Source organism: Neobacillus sp. 204, assembly GCF_046562815.1.
Taxonomy (GTDB): domain Bacteria; phylum Bacillota; class Bacilli; order Bacillales; family Cytobacillaceae; genus Neobacillus.
In genome coordinates, this window is sequence record NZ_JBJORY010000001.1 from 124,262 (window position 1) to 141,867 (window position 17,606).

The window sequence follows — 17,606 nt, forward strand, 5'->3', positions numbered from 1 at the left end:
GGGGAAAGCGAGGTTTTTTCATGTCATTAAGAATGGTAATTGGGCGGTCAGGAAGCGGCAAAACTGCTATGTTCCTTGAAGAAATAAAGGAGCGGCTGCTGGAAGACCCAGAAGGCACACCGATTATTTATATCGTTCCAGAACAGATGACTTTTTTATCTGAATATCGCTTGGCGACAGACCCAGCGATTGGTGGAATGATTCGCGCTCAAGTATATAGTTTTTCTCGAATGGCTTGGCGAATCTTGCAAGAAACAGGTGGGATTAGCCGAATCCATTTAAGCAGTGTAGGGATGAGCATGCTCATTCGCAAAATTATCGAAGAGCAGAAGGAGCAACTAAGGCTTTTTCAGCGTGCTGCCGATAAGACTGGATTTATCAAACAACTTGAGCAAATGATAACTGAATTTAAACGATACTGTATAAGACCAGAGGAGCTAATTCAGGGCTCACTTCAATCGAGTGAAGACACAGCTGCTGGCAATGCCTTACATGATAAAATCAAAGATTTTGAAATTATTTATAAAAAGTTTGAGGACGAAATTTTTGGAAAATATATCGATTCAGAAGACTACTTTACCCTCTTAGCGGAGAAAGTATCCTGCTCAACCTATTTAAAAGATGCAGATATATATATTGATGGGTTTGATAGTTTTTCGCCTCAGGAATATCGTGTCATATTGGAATTGATGAAGCAGTGTAAAACCGTTTCAATCGCACTTACAACAGATCACGTATCCTTTGATACAGCCCCTGATGAACTTGACTTGTTCCGTTTAACAGGTGGAACTTGTTTTGCCATTTATGATTTAGCTAAAGCAAATGGGATCGAAATGGATCAATCTGTCATTTTAAAGGAACAAAAAAAATGGACTCATCTGTCATTAGGTCATCTGGAAGAAAAATTTGATACTCGGCCTGCAGTACCGTATTTTGGCGAGTCGAATATTAATATTTGCCAAGCAGTAAACCGAAGAGCTGAGATTGAAGGAATTGCCAGAGAGATTCGTGATTTTGTTAGGACAAAAGGGTACCGATATCGGGATATTGCTTTATTAATCAGAAATGGAGGGGACTATCATGAAATTGTTGAACCAGTTTTCAACGATTATCAGATTCCCTATTTTATTGATCAAAAAAGGACGATGCTGAACCATCCGCTCATCGAATTCATTCGTTCGAGTCTAGAAGTGATTAATTCTTACTGGCGTTATGAACCAGTATTCAGAGTGATAAAGACAGAATTGTTATATCCGCTTCAGGAAAGTTCCGCTAAAATGCGTGAGAAAATGGACAAACTAGAAAATTATTGTCTAGCTTACGGAATTAACGGAAGTAAATGGACGAAAAAGGATCGGTGGAGCTATCGTCGCATTAGAGGGCTGGAATTAGAGGGTACCTCTCAAACTGATGCGGAAAAAGAAATGGAACAAGAGTTAAATGAATTAAAACTTATGATAACAGCGCCGTTATTACGACTTTCAAGACGTTTGAAAAAAGCTGATTCTGGTCGAAAACTCTGTGAAGCTATCTATTTATTGCTAGAGGAATTGGATGTCCCGGCAAAGCTTGAACAATGGAAAGTTGCCGCCGAAGAAAAGGGTAATCTTGTAAAAATGCGTGAGCACGAACAAGTGTGGAATGCTGTAATCGATCTTCTGGATCAATATGTTGAAATACTGGGGGATGAACCAGTCACGTTAAAGTCATTCGCTGCTGTATTAGAGTCGGGATTTGAGTCCTTACATTTTTCCCTTATTCCCCCTGCACTGGACCAGGTTTTGATTGGGGATTTAGAAAAATCAAGGCTCAATGAAATAAAAGTCGTGTTTGTAGTGGGTGTCAGTGAAGGAATCCTGCCTGCAAAAATTTCTGATGAAGGGATCCTTTCAGATGAAGACAGAGAAATCCTTTTAGCAGCTGGAGTCAATATCGCACCAAGCAGCAGGACACGATTGCTCGATGAAACCTACTTGGCTTATAAGGCTTTTACTGCACCATCAGAAGCCCTTTTTGTTTGTTACCCACTCGCGAATGATGAAGGAAAAGCATTAATTCCTTCGTCGTATATTAAGAGAATAAAAGACATGTTTCCGGGTGCTAATGAGCTTTTCTACGTATCAGATCCATCGCAAGTTTCGGAACGGAGTCAACTGAGTTTTATTTCAAATTTTACAACGACATTGTCATACCTCAATTCCCAACTTCAATGGAAAAAACGAGGGTATCCCATTTCTAATCTTTGGTGGGATGTTTACAACTATTATCTTGAGAGTTCAGGGAAGGCAAAAGCACAAAAAGTGTTTTCAAGCCTGTTTTATTCGAACCAAACCGTTAAGCTTTCAAAAGAGGTTGCAGATGAATTATATGGTGAAGCCATTCAAGCCAGTGTTTCCAGAATGGAATTATATAACTCCTGTGCTTTTTCTCATTTTGCTCAGCATGGTTTAAAGCTCCGGGATCGCCAAGTCTATCGGTTAGAGGCTCCTGATATCGGGGAGCTGTTCCATGCTGCCTTAAAACAGATTGCCGATATTGTTAATGAACAAAATCTTTCTTGGGCTGAGCTTTCAAGGAAACAATGTGAAGACCTCTCAAAGGAAGCAGTCAAGACATTGGCCCCTAAATTGCAAAATGAAATATTATTAAGTTCTGAGCGCCATCATTATATTAAAAGAAAATTGGAACAAATAATTACTCGTGCTTCAGTCGTTTTAAGTGAGCATGCAAAAGTGAGTGGTTTTTCACCTATCGGTTTGGAACTAGGATTCGGACCAAATGGAAAGCTTCCGCCATTATCGTTCTCATTGAAAAACGGGAAAAGAATGGAATTAGCCGGCAGAATAGATAGAGTCGATCAGGCAAAAGCTGCAGATGATAGCGTCTTTTTACGAGTAATTGATTATAAGTCGAGTGAAAAGGATGTCAATTTTAGCGAAGTATATTATGGACTTGCACTGCAAATGTTAACTTACCTTGATATTGTCATGACCCATTCGAATGAATTGGTAGAGATGAAAGCCAGTCCTGCTGGAGTTCTCTATTTCCATGTTCATAATCCCTTTATTAATACAACAAAAATGTTATCAATTGATGAAATAGAAAAGGAAATGATGAAAAAATTTAAAATGAATGGATTAATGGTTAGTGATCAAAATGTGATTCGGCTTATGGACAAAACTCTTGAATCAGGTGATTCGCAAATTATTGCTGCAGGCATTAAAAAAGATGGGAATTTATCTAAAAAATCAAAAGTTGCTAGTCTATCAGAATTTGATGACCTAAAGACTTATGTCCGTAACTTATATCTAAAAACAGGTAACGCTATTATCGATGGACAAATCGATATAGCTCCATATAAGTTAAAGGAAAAAACCCCCTGTACGTTTTGTTCATATAAGTCAGTTTGTCAGTTTGATGAGGCAATTGAAAATAATCAATTTCGGGTTCTCACCCCGCATTCAAAAGAAGATGTATTAGAACTCATTAGGAAGGAGGTACGAGAATCTTGAGTAATGTTGTTATCCCGCCCAAGCCTGAAGATGTAACATGGACAAATGACCAATGGAAAGCAATAATGGCCAAAGATAGAGATATCCTTGTCGCAGCTGCAGCAGGTTCTGGAAAAACTGCTGTACTAGTGGAAAGAATGATCCAAAAGATTCTTTCAAAAGTTGACCCAATTGATGTTGATGAATTATTAGTGGTGACCTTTACGAACGCATCGGCAGCTGAGATGCGACATCGAATTGGGGAAGCCCTCGAAAAAGCCATTGATGCGGACCCCATGTCGCGTCATTTAAGAAAGCAACTCAGCTTACTAAACAAGGCATCCATTTCAACTCTTCACTCCTTTTGTATGGAAGTGATTCGGAAGTATTATTACTTAATCGATGTCGATCCCGGTTTTCGAATTGCCGATGAAACAGAGGCACAATTAATCCGAGATGAAGTAATGGACGAATTATTTGAAGAAGAATATGGAAGAAAAGATAATGAAGCATTTTTTAACTTGGTAGATTCATTCACCAATGACCGCAGTGATGCTGCTTTAATGGATATTGTTCGGTCTATTTACGATTTTGCTAGATCAAATCCATTGCCCAATCAATATTTAAAGTCAATCATTTCGATGTATGATGTTTCGGCGATTCAAAATATAGCGGACCTTTCCTTTATCCAGGCACTTCTTTTTGATATCGAACTTCAATTAGAAGCTGCTAGAGAAATGATTAAGCGCGGCTTGGAAGTAACAAAGCTCCCAGGCGGACCTGCACCTAGAGCTGAAAACTTTTTAGATGATTTAAAGATGATTGATACCCTTCTTCTTGCCAAGAAGGACTCTTGGGAAACACTTTATCAAGCTATGCAGACCTGGTCCTTTTCACGGGCAAAACAAGTGAAAGGTGACAACTTTGATAAAGAACTAACAGAGAAGGCCCAAAAGCTTCGTGATAAAGCGAAGAAAAAAATTCAAGATATAAAAGAAGAACTATTCTCTCGAAAGCCTGAGAGCTTTTTAAGTGATATGAAAGAGATGCTCCCATTAATTGAAACTTTGGTTCATCTTGTAAAAGAATTTTCTCAACGGTTTGAAAAGGTAAAAAGAGAAAAAGGGCTTGTGGATTATGCCGATTTAGAACATTGCTGTCTAGGGATTTTGACAAAAGAAATCTCACCTGCGGGAGAATTTCTCCCATCGGATGCCGCACTTGCTTACCAAGCGCATTTTAAAGAGGTTTATTGTGACGAATATCAAGACACAAATATGGTACAGGAAACAATCTTGAAGCTGGTAACTAAGAAAGATGAGCAGAGTGGAAATATGTTTATGGTCGGAGATGTTAAGCAATCGATTTACCGCTTTCGTTTGGCTGAGCCGAACCTTTTTTTAGGCAAGTATAACCGCTTTAAAGTTGACGGAGAATCGACCGGATTACGTATTGATTTAGCACGAAATTTTCGAAGCCGAAAAGAAGTGCTCGATGCTACCAATTATTTATTTAAACAAATTATGGGAGTCAAGGTTGGCGAAATTGAATACGACGAGGCGGCAGAGTTACGTGCTGGCGCACCTTATCCAGAAGAGGATCCTTATCCGGTTGAACTTCTGCTTATTAATCAAAATGTTGAGGAGAATGGATCATCTGTGGCACTCGATGGTGAAGCAGAGACTGGATCAGAAGAATTTGATGCAGTTGGTCTGGAGCAATCTCAACTTGAAGCTAGGGTTATTGCTTCGAAAGTTAAGGAATTAGTAGCTAGTGGAGCACCTGTCTATAATACAAAAACGAAATCTAATCGGCCGCTTATGTATCGGGATACAGTAATACTGCTCCGTTCAATGACATGGGCTCCACAAATCATTGAGGAATTCAAGCAGCAAGGGATTCCTATTTATGCTAACCTTTCAACAGGGTATTTTAATGCAACGGAAGTCGCTATTATGATTTCTCTTTTACGTGTTATTGATAATCCTTTTCAGGACATCCCACTTGCAGCTGTATTACGGTCACCCATTGTTGGGTTGAATGAGGAAGACCTATCAATAATCCGTATTCATCAGAAGCGAGGTTCTTTTTGGGAGGCGGTTACTGCCTTTTGCAAGAGTAAACAAGCTGAAAATACAGCAGTATTTTACGACAAACTGCGCCGGTTTTATGATTTTCTGACGGAATGGCGCTCTATGGCAAGGCAGGGTTCACTGTCTGAGTTAATCTGGCAACTATACCGAGATACCCAGTTTTATGATTTTGTTGGTGGTTTGCCAGGAGGAAAACAGCGTCAAGCTAACCTTCGAGCATTATACGACAGAGCACGGCAATACGAACAAACTACTTTCCGAGGACTGTTCAGATTCCTTCGGTTTATTGAACGAATGATTGAAAGAGGGGACGATCTCGGGGCAGCAAGGGCCCTTGGTGAGCAAGAGGACGTTGTCCGGATTATGACCATTCATAGCAGCAAAGGTCTTGAATTTCCTGTCGTTTTCATGGCGGGGATGGCACGAACCTTTAATATGGCGGATATTCGTAAACCCTTTATGCTTGATAAAGAATATGGATTTGCTTCTAAATATGTAAATGCAGAAAAAAGAATTTCATACCCATCCTTACCACAAATTGCTTTTAAGCGAAAAAAGAAAATGGAAATGCTAGCCGAAGAAATGCGTATTTTATATGTGGCCATGACTAGGGCAAAAGAAAAGCTTTATTTAACCGCAACACTGAAAGATGCGCTCAAAAAAATTGACCAATGGCAGGACGTTGCATCGAATCCAGAATGGTTGCTAAAGGATTATGAACGGGCAGCTGTTTCAAGCTATATTGATTGGATTGGTCCAGCCCTTGTCCGCCACCAGGACTCTAGGGAATTTAGGAGTGGTGAAGCCGTTCATGCCCTTGTTCCTGAAGAAATCACAAGTCATCCTTCTTTATGGAGAATTTCTCTGATCAGTGCTGAGGAAGTGAAGCAGAAGGAACCAGAAGAAGGAATGGAAGGGGACTATTTTCTTGAAAGTGTCGAAAAAGGTGAACTTGTCCCAACCACTTCACCTTTTGCTGAAGAAATTAAGTCACGCTTAGATTGGGAATATTCCTATTCAAATGCCGCGGTTCATCGCTCGAAACAATCCGTTTCTGAAATAAAACGCCAAAGAGAAATAGCGGATGAGCAAAGCGGGACGGATCTTGTAAATCACTTTAAAAAATCGATTGTCAAACGCCCAAAATTTATGCAGGAAAAGCAATTAAGTCCAGCTGAACGTGGCTCAGCCATGCACATGGTCATGCAGCACGTCGATTTAACTAAATCAATTAGTCCGGAATCTCTTCATGAACAATTAACATGGATGGTCAACAATGAATTGTTGACACCCGAACAGGCTGCAGTAATCGATAAAAACTTGATTGTTCAATTTTTCCATTCAGATTTGGGGCAAAGGTATTTTAATGCTAAAACAATCAACAGAGAAGTTCCATTTACCCTTTCCATGCATGCTCGAGATGTGTATCCTGCTTGGAACGAGGAAGAAGAATCTGTATTTGTACAAGGGATTATTGACTGTATCTTTGAGGATGAAAATGGGCTTGTTTTGGTGGATTATAAGACTGACCGAATTTCTGAACGCTATAAAGGAGGGTTTGAACAAGCAAAACCCATTCTTGAAAATCGCTACAAGATGCAAATTAACTTATATACCCGAGCAATAGAACAAATTTGGAAAAGAAAAGTCACGGAAAGGTATTTGTTTTTCTTTGATGGGGCCCATATTTTGAAGGTTGAAAAAGATTAATAAAGGTTCTTTTCGTAAACTTTGTTGCCATTGGGGCTTAATAAGGGTCATCTACTAAGTTTCTAGGCAATTTTCGCAAATGTTCTTTCGAAAAGATGCCACGAAGAATTTAGTTATTCGGGTTGATGAACTTTTACGAAAAACAACAAACTATGCGAAAATAGCCTTAATACAAGAAAAATGACATAGACCATTTAGGTTGGTTTATGTCATTTTTTAATTATTATCTACAATTGGCTGGTCAACTACTTTCGTATCAAGTACATTCGTACCACTTAATCCTGAATTAGACACAATGAATCCACCAGTATTAAATGCACCTGAACCTGCATTTGTCTTTGAGGCGCTCTTTGGAGAGATATACACAGTATCTCCAAATTGTACAATCCCTCCACTTACGTGAACTATTTGAACGGGGCCGATAATCGCTGGCATGACAAACATCCTTTTTAGTAAACTTACTAATCATCCTTTATAGTAACTTATGCTATTATTTTTGTCCCTGTTCGCCTACATCTACTTCTTTTCTAGGAACTTGGAAGTAACTGCCGAATATGCTTAACTCTCGCCTCCATGGAAATATGGCGGCTGTTCCCAACGTGTAAGAGTGACCCTGCAGCTATTCCAGTAATATCAATCTTACTAACCTTAATGAGTGGGTTTGGATTTTGACGGTAGTATGAGAAAGATTCATTAATTGGGAGAAAAGGAATAGGTTCGGAATAAACCCGATAATTGGCCATATTCCCCTCGTTGCCATAAAAAAATTCGATTTCCCTTTGGACAGCGAGTGCACTTGAAAGTCCATTGATTATACAAGAATCCCCTAGCTGTACTGTAGAGGAAAAAGAGACGATTTTAATAATTATATTATCTACACAAGAGGTTCTCTGCAGCATGATGATCACTCCGGTGAAAGAGGAACAAACGGACCAATGATTAAGGATTCCGCGGGTGTATCAAAAGTTGACGCCAACTGAATTGTTTCCGTATCGCCCACCATTACTAACGATGAACTTGATACCCCAGTAATTTTTATGTTTTCGACAAAGAGTTCACGGTTATAAACTTGAAAGTTCATTCTGTTTTCATCCCTTTCAGATTTTCAGGTAAATTGCTGAAAAAAACATTCACCCCATTTCGAATTTCCTTCTTTAGTTCTTCAATAATAAAATCGTCCGAAGGGGCATTTTCAGAAGAACGGCTGCTAGAGGAATTGGAGGTTAAATGATAATCAATCCTGCTTGGAAGCTGTTTCCTGATGTCTTGTTTTATGAACGATAAATATTCATCATTCGGTTGAACGTTTAATTCCCTCTGGGCAGCCTCAACTATTGGAGGTAAATCCGTTTCTAAATATCTGTAAATCGCTTCCTCGATTTTCATTGATCTTTGCATTTGCAGTTTTGGTGAAATTGGGGTGGTTAAGGACTGATTTTGGATTGCGAAGTCTTCAATTCCGGATAAATCGGACGGGTTTAGACCGATATTCAATGTCCCTTCGAGAGTCTCAACCTTCAATTGATCAAATTTATATTCAATTTTGTCTACATGAATGGACTGTTTTTCATTTAATTTTTTGATATCTTCTTTCATTTTCTGGAGAGCATTCTCTAAAGCTAGAATTCTCTGCTCCTGGGCTTGAATACACATCTGCAGCCATTGAAGATATTGGGAATAATCCTGATACATATAATCACCTCACAATTAATTCGCCAATAATTTTACCCGAATAATATCGATTAGGACGGTCTTACTTATCCTGTTTTCTAACGGCAGCTTGCAGGGGTACTGCTGGTGCTCCTGATAAAGTGCCTGAAGTTTGTGGTGCAGGTTGTGTAAATCCTCCGGTATTATATAAATGAGCCATAGGTTTGATAATCCCAGCACTGCCTATTTGTAAAACCGAGGAATTGGTAATTCCGCCAATTTTAATGAAATTTATTTGAATGGACTGCTGTATATAAAAATTCATTTACACCCACCTACTCATTTATGCATTCAGTGCAATCCCTTGATCGTAAACATCTGGATCATGGGTATTTGTAGAACTAACATTATTATGGAGCTGTAGGCTATCCCCCGTGTTGAAGGATCCAGCGCCGGAAAAGGTTTTTGCAGCCGAGAATGGCATAATTTTATAAACATCTCCAATATGGAAAACAGAACTGCTCCCAAGTGTAATGACCTGTGCAACTCCAACAATTGCTGGCATTTTCAACACCCTTTTTTCATAGTATCTTCTACATCCTATGTTTGGGCAAAAGTAATGTGATTCAATCGCCCAAATAATTAAAACAGGAGCCAAATTGTGCTTATTCATATTTGTTAGTAACTTTATAGGGGTATATTTTAAAGGCGGTTATAATTACCTGTTATTTTCGACGATAAATGATAAATTAGTAGGATATTCGATAAATCGAAAAGGGACTATTATGTGATTAAGAGATCAGTTGGAAAAATAAACACTGAATCTCGATAAAGGCAAAGTTGATGAAAATCAGTGACGCAAAGCTACAGGGGCTAAGGTGCATTTGCATTATGCCAGCCAGTTACCGAAAGATAGGGTGTTTCATATTAGTTATGCTATGTCTGCATAGGTTTCCTATGTCTATATAGTTTTCTTTGATTTTTACCCCCCTATCGGTAATGGCGGGGTTATTTCTATTTTAGAAGGAAAAATCCGTCCATTTGATGCTGGCGGCTTGAGGCTTTTCCCTTGAGGTAAAAACGATTAAAGGTGGGTGGAAAACTTATGGGCTTACTCGATCAAATTCCAGAAAAAGGACAGCTATGTGGGGAGATTCAAATTGATAAACCAATCAATGACCTAAATGGCCTAGGACCCATATTTCCCCTTCTATTAGATGAAGATGTGTCAGAGGTTATGGTGAATGGTCCTAAACAAGTATACTGTGAACGAAAAGGGAAGTTAGTTTTAACCCCAGTCCAATTCCGCGACAATGAACATGTCATGAAGGTGATTGATAAAATTGTCGCCCCGTTAGGTCGGAGAATTGATAAAAGTTTGCCAATTTTAGATGCCAGGCTTCCAGATGGGTCACATGTAAATGCGATGATTCCTCACTTGGCATTAAATGAGCCAACAATCACTATCAGGAAATCTTCAAAGTATCCTCGCCAAATTGACGATTTAATTAACTTTGGAACAGTGACGAAGGAAATGGCTAACTTTCTGGATGCATGTGTGAAAGCTCGATTAAATATTTTTGTTAGTGGTGGCCCGGGTTCTGGGAAAACAACCACGCTAAATGTACTCTCAAACTTTATACCTGAGGGTGAAAGGATTGTAACGATTGAGGATATTGCAGAGATACAATTGGGACAAGCATATGTGATTTCTCTTGAGACACAACCGCCTGCTAATGTGGAAGAAGGGGCAGACTCTATTCACGAGCTTGTGAGGAACACATTACGGATGAGTCCCGATCGGGTCATCATCGGGGAAGTACGCGGTGAAGAAGCATTTGATATTCTCCAGTCTATGAATAGGGGCCAAGGGGGATTATTGGCGACAGGGCATTCAAAAAGTCCAAAGGATATGATTGCACGATTAGAGACAATGGTTCGTTTATCAGGTGTAGACCTTCCGATAAAAGCAATTCGGGAGCATATAGCCAAGGCGATAGATGTAATTATACAGCAAACCCGTTTGAAAGATGGAACAAGGAAAATAGTTAATATAACTGAAATACGAGGAATGGAAGATGAAAATATTGTTCTTCAAGATATCTTCTCCTTTAAACAAGAAGGGCTTAACTCAGAGGGGAAAATTATTGGACAATTAATATCAACTGGTGTCCGCCCTAAATTTTATGATCGTCTGATGGAATCTGGAATTAATATCCCAGCCTCAGTGTTTATAGACAATGAGGAGTAAAAAAATGAAAGGACTCCTCACGAATTTAAAAATAGTAAAGAGCTGATCCCTATTAGTCGGGGATCAGTTTTTTGTGACCCCTTTATATTTGTTCGATTAAAATGTTTATTTTAAAATAATAAGTGTAGTTAATTTAAAACTTGAGGTGAAATCATGAAATTTGTAACAGTCAAATATAAACAGGAATCATTTGTGGGCTTGGTTGACACAAAAGATACAAAAGTGCTTTTACTTAATCCTGCAGAAGAAGTAATGACAGGGCAAAAAAGCTTCCCTTCTTCTTTGCTGGAATGTATTACTGATGGAGAGATCTTTATCAAAAAAGTTAATGGGTTAATCGATTGGGCAGAAACAAGAGAAAATACAGATTCAATTTATATTCCAATCGAAGAGGTAACACTATTAGCACCAATTCCAAAACCAAGTAAGAATATCTTTTGTGTAGGGAAAAATTATGCGGAACACGCGATTGAAATGGGTAGTGAAGCAGATATACCTGAGCATATTATGGTCTTTACGAAAGCACCAACAACAGTTATTGGACCTAATGAAAAGGTGCTAACCCACCAAAATGTAACGAATCAATTGGATTATGAAGGTGAGCTTGCCGTCATCATTGGTAAAAAAGGTCAGGGAATAAAAAAAGAAGAAGCCTTGGATTATATTTTTGGATATACCATTCTTAATGATGTAACCGCACGAGATTTACAATCGCGCCACAAGCAATTTTTTATCGGCAAAAGCCTTGATACGACCTGTCCGATGGGCCCTTGGATTGTCCACAAAAGTATGATTGAAAATCCCAATCAGTTAAGTATTCATACGGTGGTAAATGGGGAGGTAAGGCAGAACTCAAACACAAAGAATTTTATTTTTCCGATTGAAGAGATTATCTCCGTTCTATCAGCAGGAATGACACTAGAACCAGGAGACATTATTGCGACTGGAACACCAGCTGGGGTAGGGAAAGGGTTTAAACCCCCTAAATTTTTATCTCCCGGTGATCAAATGGAAGTCACGATTGAAAAGATTGGAACACTGAAAAATACCATTCAGAAATAAAGATTAGTACCCAATTCTATTATAGTATTCCTATGCTTGTTACTATATTTGATTTACTTTTTTTCGTGTTTATTAACTGTTTATGGTATGATTAGGTTCGAAAACAATGAAATTTTATACATTAGGAGGGGCACTATTGATTCACGGACATATCACGGCTTGGCTTTTAGCACTAATCTTATTTATTGTTGCACTTTTCTTACATAAAGGTGGAAAAGAAAAAGGTGCTAAAATCGTTCATATGATTTTACGAGTATTATATTTGCTAATTATTGCAACAGGGGTAGGGCTTCTATTTTCGGTTTACAAGATTGACGTTTGGTATGTTTTAAAAGCGGTTGTTGGACTATGGGTAATTGGATTATTCGAAATGATCCTTAGCCGTGTAGCGAATAAAAGAAGAACATCTGTATTTTGGATTCAGTTCGTTATCGCATGGGTCCTTGTTTTATATCTAGGCGGGAAATTGCCTATGTCATTTTTACACCCATAAAATGTAATCATAACTAACAAAGGCTGCCTGCGAACACGGCAGTCTTCTTTTATTTGTAAAATATAATAAACATCGTGACAATGATAACTTTTGTGTTTTAATATGGAAATAAGTAGAGGGGAGAGGATCCATATGCTCGTGAAAGTGTTTGCTAATCTCCGTCAAATATGTGGAGGGGTAACGGTAGACGTTCAACCTGATGGTGAACGAGTAATAGATGTACTTGATAAAATGATTGAAATGTTTCCACCATTAAAAGATGAAATCTTTACAGCTGAAAAGGAACTGCTCCCGTTTGTTCATGTCTATGTAAATGGGAGAAATATCATTCATTTGGATGACTTAGAAACGAAAGTAGTTGAGACGGATCAATTTGCTCTATTTCCGCCGGTAGCCGGTGGCTGATATGATAATAAGAGATTTAGAGTTTCGGGGGATAAGGATTGAACATCTTGGCATGTATTTTGAAGAACTTGGTGCTAAGCCAATGACTGCCACGTTCCCTTACATATATGAAGCGGAAAACTGGAGTGGACAAATCATATCGGAGGAAGAAATTTCATTTACTTCAAGTTTTAAAATAAATTCCGTCCAAGTGCGTTTTTGTGCTCCTGACGATCATACTCTCAATGAGGTAATCAAAAATTACCGCTTTAAAACAACGAGAATCGGTGGATAAAAAAACTTCTGCACTTTGTGTGCAGAAGTTTTTTTGATATTTTCTTAGACAGTTTGTTGTGTTTCAGGATCGATAATACCTAATTCACGTAGTTTCTCATCTGTGACGAGACCGTCTTTCCAGCCGCGGACTTGATAGTACTCTTCAAGCATGATGTCCATATGGCTGACATGTCCTGCACTGTTTCCAGATGCCGGTTCTTCTGTAAACCGTTTTGGAAGGAAGTCATCCTCCCGCTTATTAAATCCAGCAAGGTTATTATAATAACGTTCAAGATTATAAATTCTCTCCCCGGCCTTCATAACGTCTTCTGCTGTCAGCTGATTCCCTGTCATTGCACTATATTGTTCAGCATAATGTTCCGCGCTTTCTGAGAAGGAGGAGAACTTACATATATTCATAGAATCGGAGAAGGCGAGCATGTCTTGGAATACTTTTAATAATTCGCCTTTTCCTTCTGGTTTTAAGCGGTCAGTTGGTTCAGGTATACCGGCAATTTCACTGGCAACAGTGTATCCGCGCAGGTGGCAGGCCCCGCGGTTACTTGTTGCATAACCCAGTCCAATACCTTGAATTCCACGTGGATCATAAGCTGGGATAGACTGACCCTTAACAGACATGGATAATTCAGGCGCTCCCCAAGATTCCGCCGCACGTGCTGGTCCTTCAGCAAGAATCCCTCCGAACCCTTCGCGGTATGCGATTTTCTTGGTTAATTCAATCATGGAATCTGCATCGCCCCAGTTTAACTCTTCTGAAATGATCCCTTTCTCAAAGGCTTCCATTGTAACAGAGAAACAGTGGCCAAGCTCGATTGTATCAAGACCATATTCATTACAGCGATCGATCATATATGAAATTGCTTCCGCATCACTTAATAAACAGTTAGAACCAAGTGACCAGGCAGATTCAAATTCAATGCTTTCTACACGTGTTTTGTATTTGCCATCCTTTACTTCTACTTCAATTTTACAACCAACAGGGCAGGCATGGCAGGTATTGTTTGCCACACGTAAATTCGTGTTGTAATATTCGCCACTGTGCTTTTCTGCTTCATCCCAGTGTGTTAGTTGGGAGTTTTTAGTTGGAAGCGCTCCCACTTCATTGATTAAGTTAGTTAACACATTTGTGCCATAGACGGATAATCCGCCTTTGTTTGGAGCAGTTAAGCCGCCATCAAGGATTGCTTTTACTGCTTTTTTATTGGCATCTTTGTAATCAGTTTCTAATTTTGGCTGCGGCATATTGCCTTTTTGAGGTGCTTTAATGACAATCGCCTTTAATTTTTTAAAGCCTGCAACTGCGGCTGTACCACCTCGACCAGCTGCCCGGTCATGCTCATTAATAAATGAGGCAAAGCGTACAGTGTTTTCGCCCGCTTGACCAATTGTCATAACACTAAGGTCATCTGCTCCATGTTCATCTTTCATTGCTTGGATAAAGGCTCTAGTGCTAGTTCCCCATAAGTTAGAAGCATCGCGAAGTTCTGCTTTACTATCTTCTACATAGAGGTATACGGGCTTGTCACTTTTTCCTGAAAAAATAATATTATCGACCCCTGCCCACTTAAGACGTGCAGCCGTCCATCCGCCAATATGGGAATCCGTAACGGTGCCAGTTAGCGGAGATTTGGTGACAACACAAAGGCGTCCGCTCATGGAAGAACGTGATCCGGTGACAGGACCTGTCATAATACATAAAATGTTTTCAGCAGATAAAGGCTCGACTTCAGGACCGTTATCTAATACATACTTAACCCCTAGGCCACGACCGCCTATGTATTTTGCTGCATCTTCTTCGTTGATGGCTCGGTAAACAACTACTCCATTTGTTAAATTGACCAGGATTTCCTTGTTTTTAAAACCACCTAGATTCAAAGTTTTCCCCTCACTTTCTTATTTTAAAAAATAGATACAAATCTCTTACACTATTAGATATTGAGAAAAGAGATTCCTTCCAAAATTATACTTTAACCTATTTTTTATTATATCTCTTTTTCATTATTTTTAAAATTATAATTATTTCTAAACGACAATAATAAATAATTTGTTAAGATGATAGTAATATAACTTTTCCTTTTGTTAAGCATAAGTTCAGTTTTGTTAAGAAAAGAGGTATATCATGAGTAATTTAGAGCGCTATTCAAGACAGATTCTTTTTCAACCGGTTGGGGAGTCAGGTCAATTAAAATTGTTGAATAGTAAAGTGGCAATTGTCGGTGTTGGAGCTCTTGGTACGGTAATTGCAAACCATCTCGTCCGTTCAGGGGTTGGCTATTTACGTTTAATTGATCGGGATTTGGTTGAATTATCAAATCTGCAGCGGCAGTCACTTTTCGATGAAGAGGATGCAAAATTACAGCTTCCAAAGGTGATCGCCGCACAAAAAAGGTTAAATAAAATTAATTCAACTGTTACAATCGATGCACATATCGCTGATATAAACCTGGATAATGCCGAAGAATTATTAACAGGAATGGATTGTATCGTGGATGGCACCGATAATTTTATGACACGCTTTTTAATCAATGATGTAGCTGTTAAGTACGGAATTCCTTGGGTTCATGGTGCTGCTGTCAGTTCTAGAGGTATGTTTACTTCAATCATCCCAGGAAAAACTCCTTGCTATCGCTGTCTTTTCCCACATGTTCCTACTGGGACAGGGGAGACTTGCGATACAGTAGGTGTATTGTCACCGTTAACAGATATTATTGGTTCCTTTCAAACCCTGGAAACTGTCAAAATATTAATAGGGGAAAAGACTACACCTCATTTAGAACAAATTGATATTTGGGATTATTCCACCATGCAAATGGATATTTCCGAGGGGAGAAATCCTAATTGTCCAACATGTGTAAACCATCAATTTGATTTTCTAGACCGATCCTCACAACAACAGATTGCATATACAACGTTATGCGGACGCAATACTGTCCAGATCAATCCGAGAAATAAACGCGAATTGGACGTAAAAAAGTTAGCTGAGTTACTTGAAAAAAGTGGCAATGTATCTGGTAATGACTATTTGCTTCAATTTTCTCCTGATGAAGATACTTCTATCGTTGTGTTTAGGGATGCACGTGTATTGATTCATGGTACGAATGATATTATCCAAGCAAAATTGCTTTATTCAAAATACATTGGGAACTAAATTTGTTTCCAAAAGAAAAAGGCGTGGAAGCCCATGCCTTTTTCTATGTATAGAAGATTATAAAATAATTAATTGTGGAAAAATTAAAATGGTTCTCTGAATCCAGCTCCAGCACCCAGCGGCTAGTGTACTTCGCTCTCCACGTAAAAATTCTAAAGAATTTTTACTGCCTACGATAAGTCAACATCGAATCGCTAACGCTCTTCGTGTTTCCTTTATCTCGGTTGGAGAGCTCCAGTCCATACGCCGCTAAATGGGCGCTTGCGCTTTTTGCTCATGAAATCATTTTCTCAATCACTAATCGTTTTCCGGTATTTAATGTAAATTCAAATCGATCATTAACCTTTTCAAAATAACAAAAATGGTGTTGGACATTACAAATTTGCTCCTGATTATCAAAAACTAAAAAATTTACGCCATCCTTACGATTTTCATCCGATAAGAAGGATAAATGGTTATAACAATAGATACAATCATAAATGGAAAAGTTTAAGGAGTTTAAGGTAGTAACAAATTGAAAAAAGGCATCATCATTTATTCCATCTAACAGCCTCTCAAGCGAGTATACTAAATGTTTCCTAATCCTAACTAAATCATGATTACGCAGCATAGTGGCTTCGTTTCCAATTCGGACTTTGCCTGTTTCATACAATTTACCTTTCTTCCAACGATTCATTCGGAAGACTTCTATTTCTTGCTGAAGGTAATCATCTAACATTTCAGCTTCCTCCGTTTCCTCATCAAAGAAGATCCATTGATCATTAATCTGTTCAACTGTTCCTTCTGTGTAGGCCCTTTCCTGAAAATCATATAGTCTCATTCGTTGTTGTCGATTCATTATTAACCTCCGTGCCAGATGATATCATATTCTTTTTAGACATCTTCATGGAATTTTATAACTGAAAATAAAGTTTTATTTTTTCAACCTAATAAACTGACTAACTGACGTTGCCTTCCGCTTTTCGATTTGGACAATTAACCATTTCCTCTGGGCTGAATACTATAAAAACATGAATTCATGAACAGT

General features: G+C 38.7%; 16 protein-coding genes and 1 riboswitch. Of the genes, 8 read left to right on the forward strand and 8 right to left on the reverse strand.

Translation table 11 applies throughout. The features are described 5' to 3' along the window. The first annotated feature begins 20 nt into the window (after nt 1–20). Nucleotides 21–3,512 (forward strand): helicase-exonuclease AddAB subunit AddB, encoded by a 3,492-nt coding sequence (gene addB, locus ACJ004_RS00630; protein ID WP_410890554.1) that lies wholly within the window; start codon nt 21–23, stop codon nt 3,510–3,512. Further along, the gene (gene addA / locus ACJ004_RS00635) at nt 3,509–7,294 is read left to right on the forward strand and encodes a helicase-exonuclease AddAB subunit AddA (RefSeq protein ID WP_410890556.1); all 3,786 of its coding nucleotides are present in this window, start codon (nt 3,509–3,511) and stop codon (nt 7,292–7,294) included. The genes addB and addA overlap by 4 nt, the downstream gene beginning before the upstream one ends. Before the next feature lie 216 nt (nt 7,295–7,510). Here the strand turns inward: addA and ACJ004_RS00640 are convergent, their stop codons facing one another. From ACJ004_RS00640 to ACJ004_RS00665, 6 genes are all read right to left on the reverse strand, one after another. After that, a complete protein-coding gene (locus ACJ004_RS00640) occupies nt 7,511–7,729 on the reverse strand; it encodes a spore germination protein (RefSeq protein WP_410890557.1) in 219 nt (72 codons plus the stop codon). 92 nt (nt 7,730–7,821) lie between these two features. After that, complete coding sequence (locus ACJ004_RS00645; protein WP_410890558.1) at nt 7,822–8,193, reverse strand: spore germination protein GerPE; 372 nt, start codon at nt 8,191–8,193, stop codon at nt 7,822–7,824. Between the two features lie 5 nt (nt 8,194–8,198). Continuing rightward, nucleotides 8,199–8,375, reverse strand: a complete 177-nt coding sequence (locus tag ACJ004_RS00650) for a spore gernimation protein GerPD (protein WP_410890560.1) — start codon at nt 8,373–8,375, stop codon at nt 8,199–8,201. Then, nucleotides 8,372–8,986 carry a spore germination protein GerPC gene (gene gerPC, locus ACJ004_RS00655; RefSeq protein ID WP_410890562.1) on the reverse strand — a complete coding sequence of 205 codons (615 nt, stop codon included), beginning with the start codon at nt 8,984–8,986 and terminating at the stop codon, nt 8,372–8,374. Before gerPC ends, ACJ004_RS00650 begins: the two co-directional genes overlap by 4 nt. Before the next feature lie 61 nt (nt 8,987–9,047). After that, complete coding sequence (locus ACJ004_RS00660) at nt 9,048–9,269, reverse strand: spore germination protein GerPB (RefSeq protein ID WP_410890564.1); 222 nt, start codon at nt 9,267–9,269, stop codon at nt 9,048–9,050. An 18-nt stretch (nt 9,270–9,287) separates the two neighbouring features. Next, complete coding sequence (locus ACJ004_RS00665; protein ID WP_410890565.1) at nt 9,288–9,509, reverse strand: spore germination protein; 222 nt, start codon at nt 9,507–9,509, stop codon at nt 9,288–9,290. A gap of 258 nt (nt 9,510–9,767) precedes the next feature. Beyond that, nucleotides 9,768–9,854: riboswitch (cyclic di-GMP riboswitch) on the forward strand. A gap of 195 nt (nt 9,855–10,049) precedes the next feature. Between ACJ004_RS00665 and ACJ004_RS00670 the strand changes: the two genes are divergently transcribed. From ACJ004_RS00670 to ACJ004_RS00690, 5 genes are all read left to right on the forward strand, one after another. Beyond that, nucleotides 10,050–11,195 carry a TadA family conjugal transfer-associated ATPase gene (locus ACJ004_RS00670; protein WP_410890566.1) on the forward strand — a complete coding sequence of 382 codons (1,146 nt, stop codon included), beginning with the start codon at nt 10,050–10,052 and terminating at the stop codon, nt 11,193–11,195. A gap of 153 nt (nt 11,196–11,348) precedes the next feature. After that, a complete protein-coding gene (locus tag ACJ004_RS00675) occupies nt 11,349–12,257 on the forward strand; it encodes a fumarylacetoacetate hydrolase family protein (RefSeq protein ID WP_410890567.1) in 909 nt (302 codons plus the stop codon). Nucleotides 12,258–12,393: 136 nt separating this feature from the next. After that, on the forward strand, nt 12,394–12,750 hold the full coding sequence (locus tag ACJ004_RS00680; RefSeq protein WP_410890569.1) for a YisL family protein: 357 nt from the start codon (nt 12,394–12,396) through the stop codon (nt 12,748–12,750). Between the two features lie 132 nt (nt 12,751–12,882). After that, nucleotides 12,883–13,155, forward strand: coding sequence for a ubiquitin-like small modifier protein 1 (locus ACJ004_RS00685; protein ID WP_410890570.1), 273 nt, complete (start codon nt 12,883–12,885; stop codon nt 13,153–13,155). 1 nt (nt 13,156) lies between these two features. After that, a complete protein-coding gene (locus ACJ004_RS00690) occupies nt 13,157–13,429 on the forward strand; it encodes a MoaD-like domain-containing protein (protein WP_410890571.1) in 273 nt (90 codons plus the stop codon). Between the two features lie 44 nt (nt 13,430–13,473). Here ACJ004_RS00690 and ACJ004_RS00695 read toward each other — a convergent pair whose 3' ends face one another. Continuing rightward, the gene (locus ACJ004_RS00695) at nt 13,474–15,306 is read right to left on the reverse strand and encodes an aldehyde ferredoxin oxidoreductase family protein (RefSeq protein WP_410890572.1); all 1,833 of its coding nucleotides are present in this window, start codon (nt 15,304–15,306) and stop codon (nt 13,474–13,476) included. A 244-nt stretch (nt 15,307–15,550) separates the two neighbouring features. Here ACJ004_RS00695 and ACJ004_RS00700 point away from each other — a divergent pair, with 244 nt between their 5' ends. Beyond that, entirely contained in the window at nt 15,551–16,579 is a 1,029-nt protein-coding gene (locus ACJ004_RS00700) for a ThiF family adenylyltransferase (protein WP_410890574.1), read from the forward strand. Nucleotides 16,580–16,853: 274 nt separating this feature from the next. Here the strand turns inward: ACJ004_RS00700 and ACJ004_RS00705 are convergent, their stop codons facing one another. Beyond that, nucleotides 16,854–17,417, reverse strand: coding sequence for a DUF2777 domain-containing protein (locus ACJ004_RS00705; RefSeq protein WP_410890576.1), 564 nt, complete (start codon nt 17,415–17,417; stop codon nt 16,854–16,856). Nucleotides 17,418–17,606 lie beyond the last annotated feature (189 nt).

Bases quoted from the DNA above. Each gene is read 5' to 3' on its own strand.
- addB (WP_410890554.1), top strand. From the start codon at position 21: ATGTCATTAAGAATGGTAATTGGGCGGTCAGGAAGCGGCAAAACTGCT.
- ACJ004_RS00640 (WP_410890557.1), bottom strand. From the start codon at position 7,729: ATGCCAGCGATTATCGGCCCCGTTCAAATAGTTCACGTAAGTGGAGGG.
- ACJ004_RS00645 (WP_410890558.1), bottom strand. From the start codon at position 8,193: ATGCTGCAGAGAACCTCTTGTGTAGATAATATAATTATTAAAATCGTC.
- ACJ004_RS00650 (WP_410890560.1), bottom strand. From the start codon at position 8,375: ATGAACTTTCAAGTTTATAACCGTGAACTCTTTGTCGAAAACATAAAA.
- gerPC (WP_410890562.1), bottom strand. From the start codon at position 8,986: ATGTATCAGGATTATTCCCAATATCTTCAATGGCTGCAGATGTGTATT.
- ACJ004_RS00660 (WP_410890564.1), bottom strand. From the start codon at position 9,269: ATGAATTTTTATATACAGCAGTCCATTCAAATAAATTTCATTAAAATT.
- ACJ004_RS00665 (WP_410890565.1), bottom strand. From the start codon at position 9,509: ATGCCAGCAATTGTTGGAGTTGCACAGGTCATTACACTTGGGAGCAGT.
- ACJ004_RS00670 (WP_410890566.1), top strand. From the start codon at position 10,050: ATGGGCTTACTCGATCAAATTCCAGAAAAAGGACAGCTATGTGGGGAG.
- ACJ004_RS00675 (WP_410890567.1), top strand. From the start codon at position 11,349: ATGAAATTTGTAACAGTCAAATATAAACAGGAATCATTTGTGGGCTTG.
- ACJ004_RS00685 (WP_410890570.1), top strand. From the start codon at position 12,883: ATGCTCGTGAAAGTGTTTGCTAATCTCCGTCAAATATGTGGAGGGGTA.
- ACJ004_RS00690 (WP_410890571.1), top strand. From the start codon at position 13,157: ATGATAATAAGAGATTTAGAGTTTCGGGGGATAAGGATTGAACATCTT.
- ACJ004_RS00700 (WP_410890574.1), top strand. From the start codon at position 15,551: ATGAGTAATTTAGAGCGCTATTCAAGACAGATTCTTTTTCAACCGGTT.
- ACJ004_RS00705 (WP_410890576.1), bottom strand. From the start codon at position 17,417: ATGAATCGACAACAACGAATGAGACTATATGATTTTCAGGAAAGGGCC.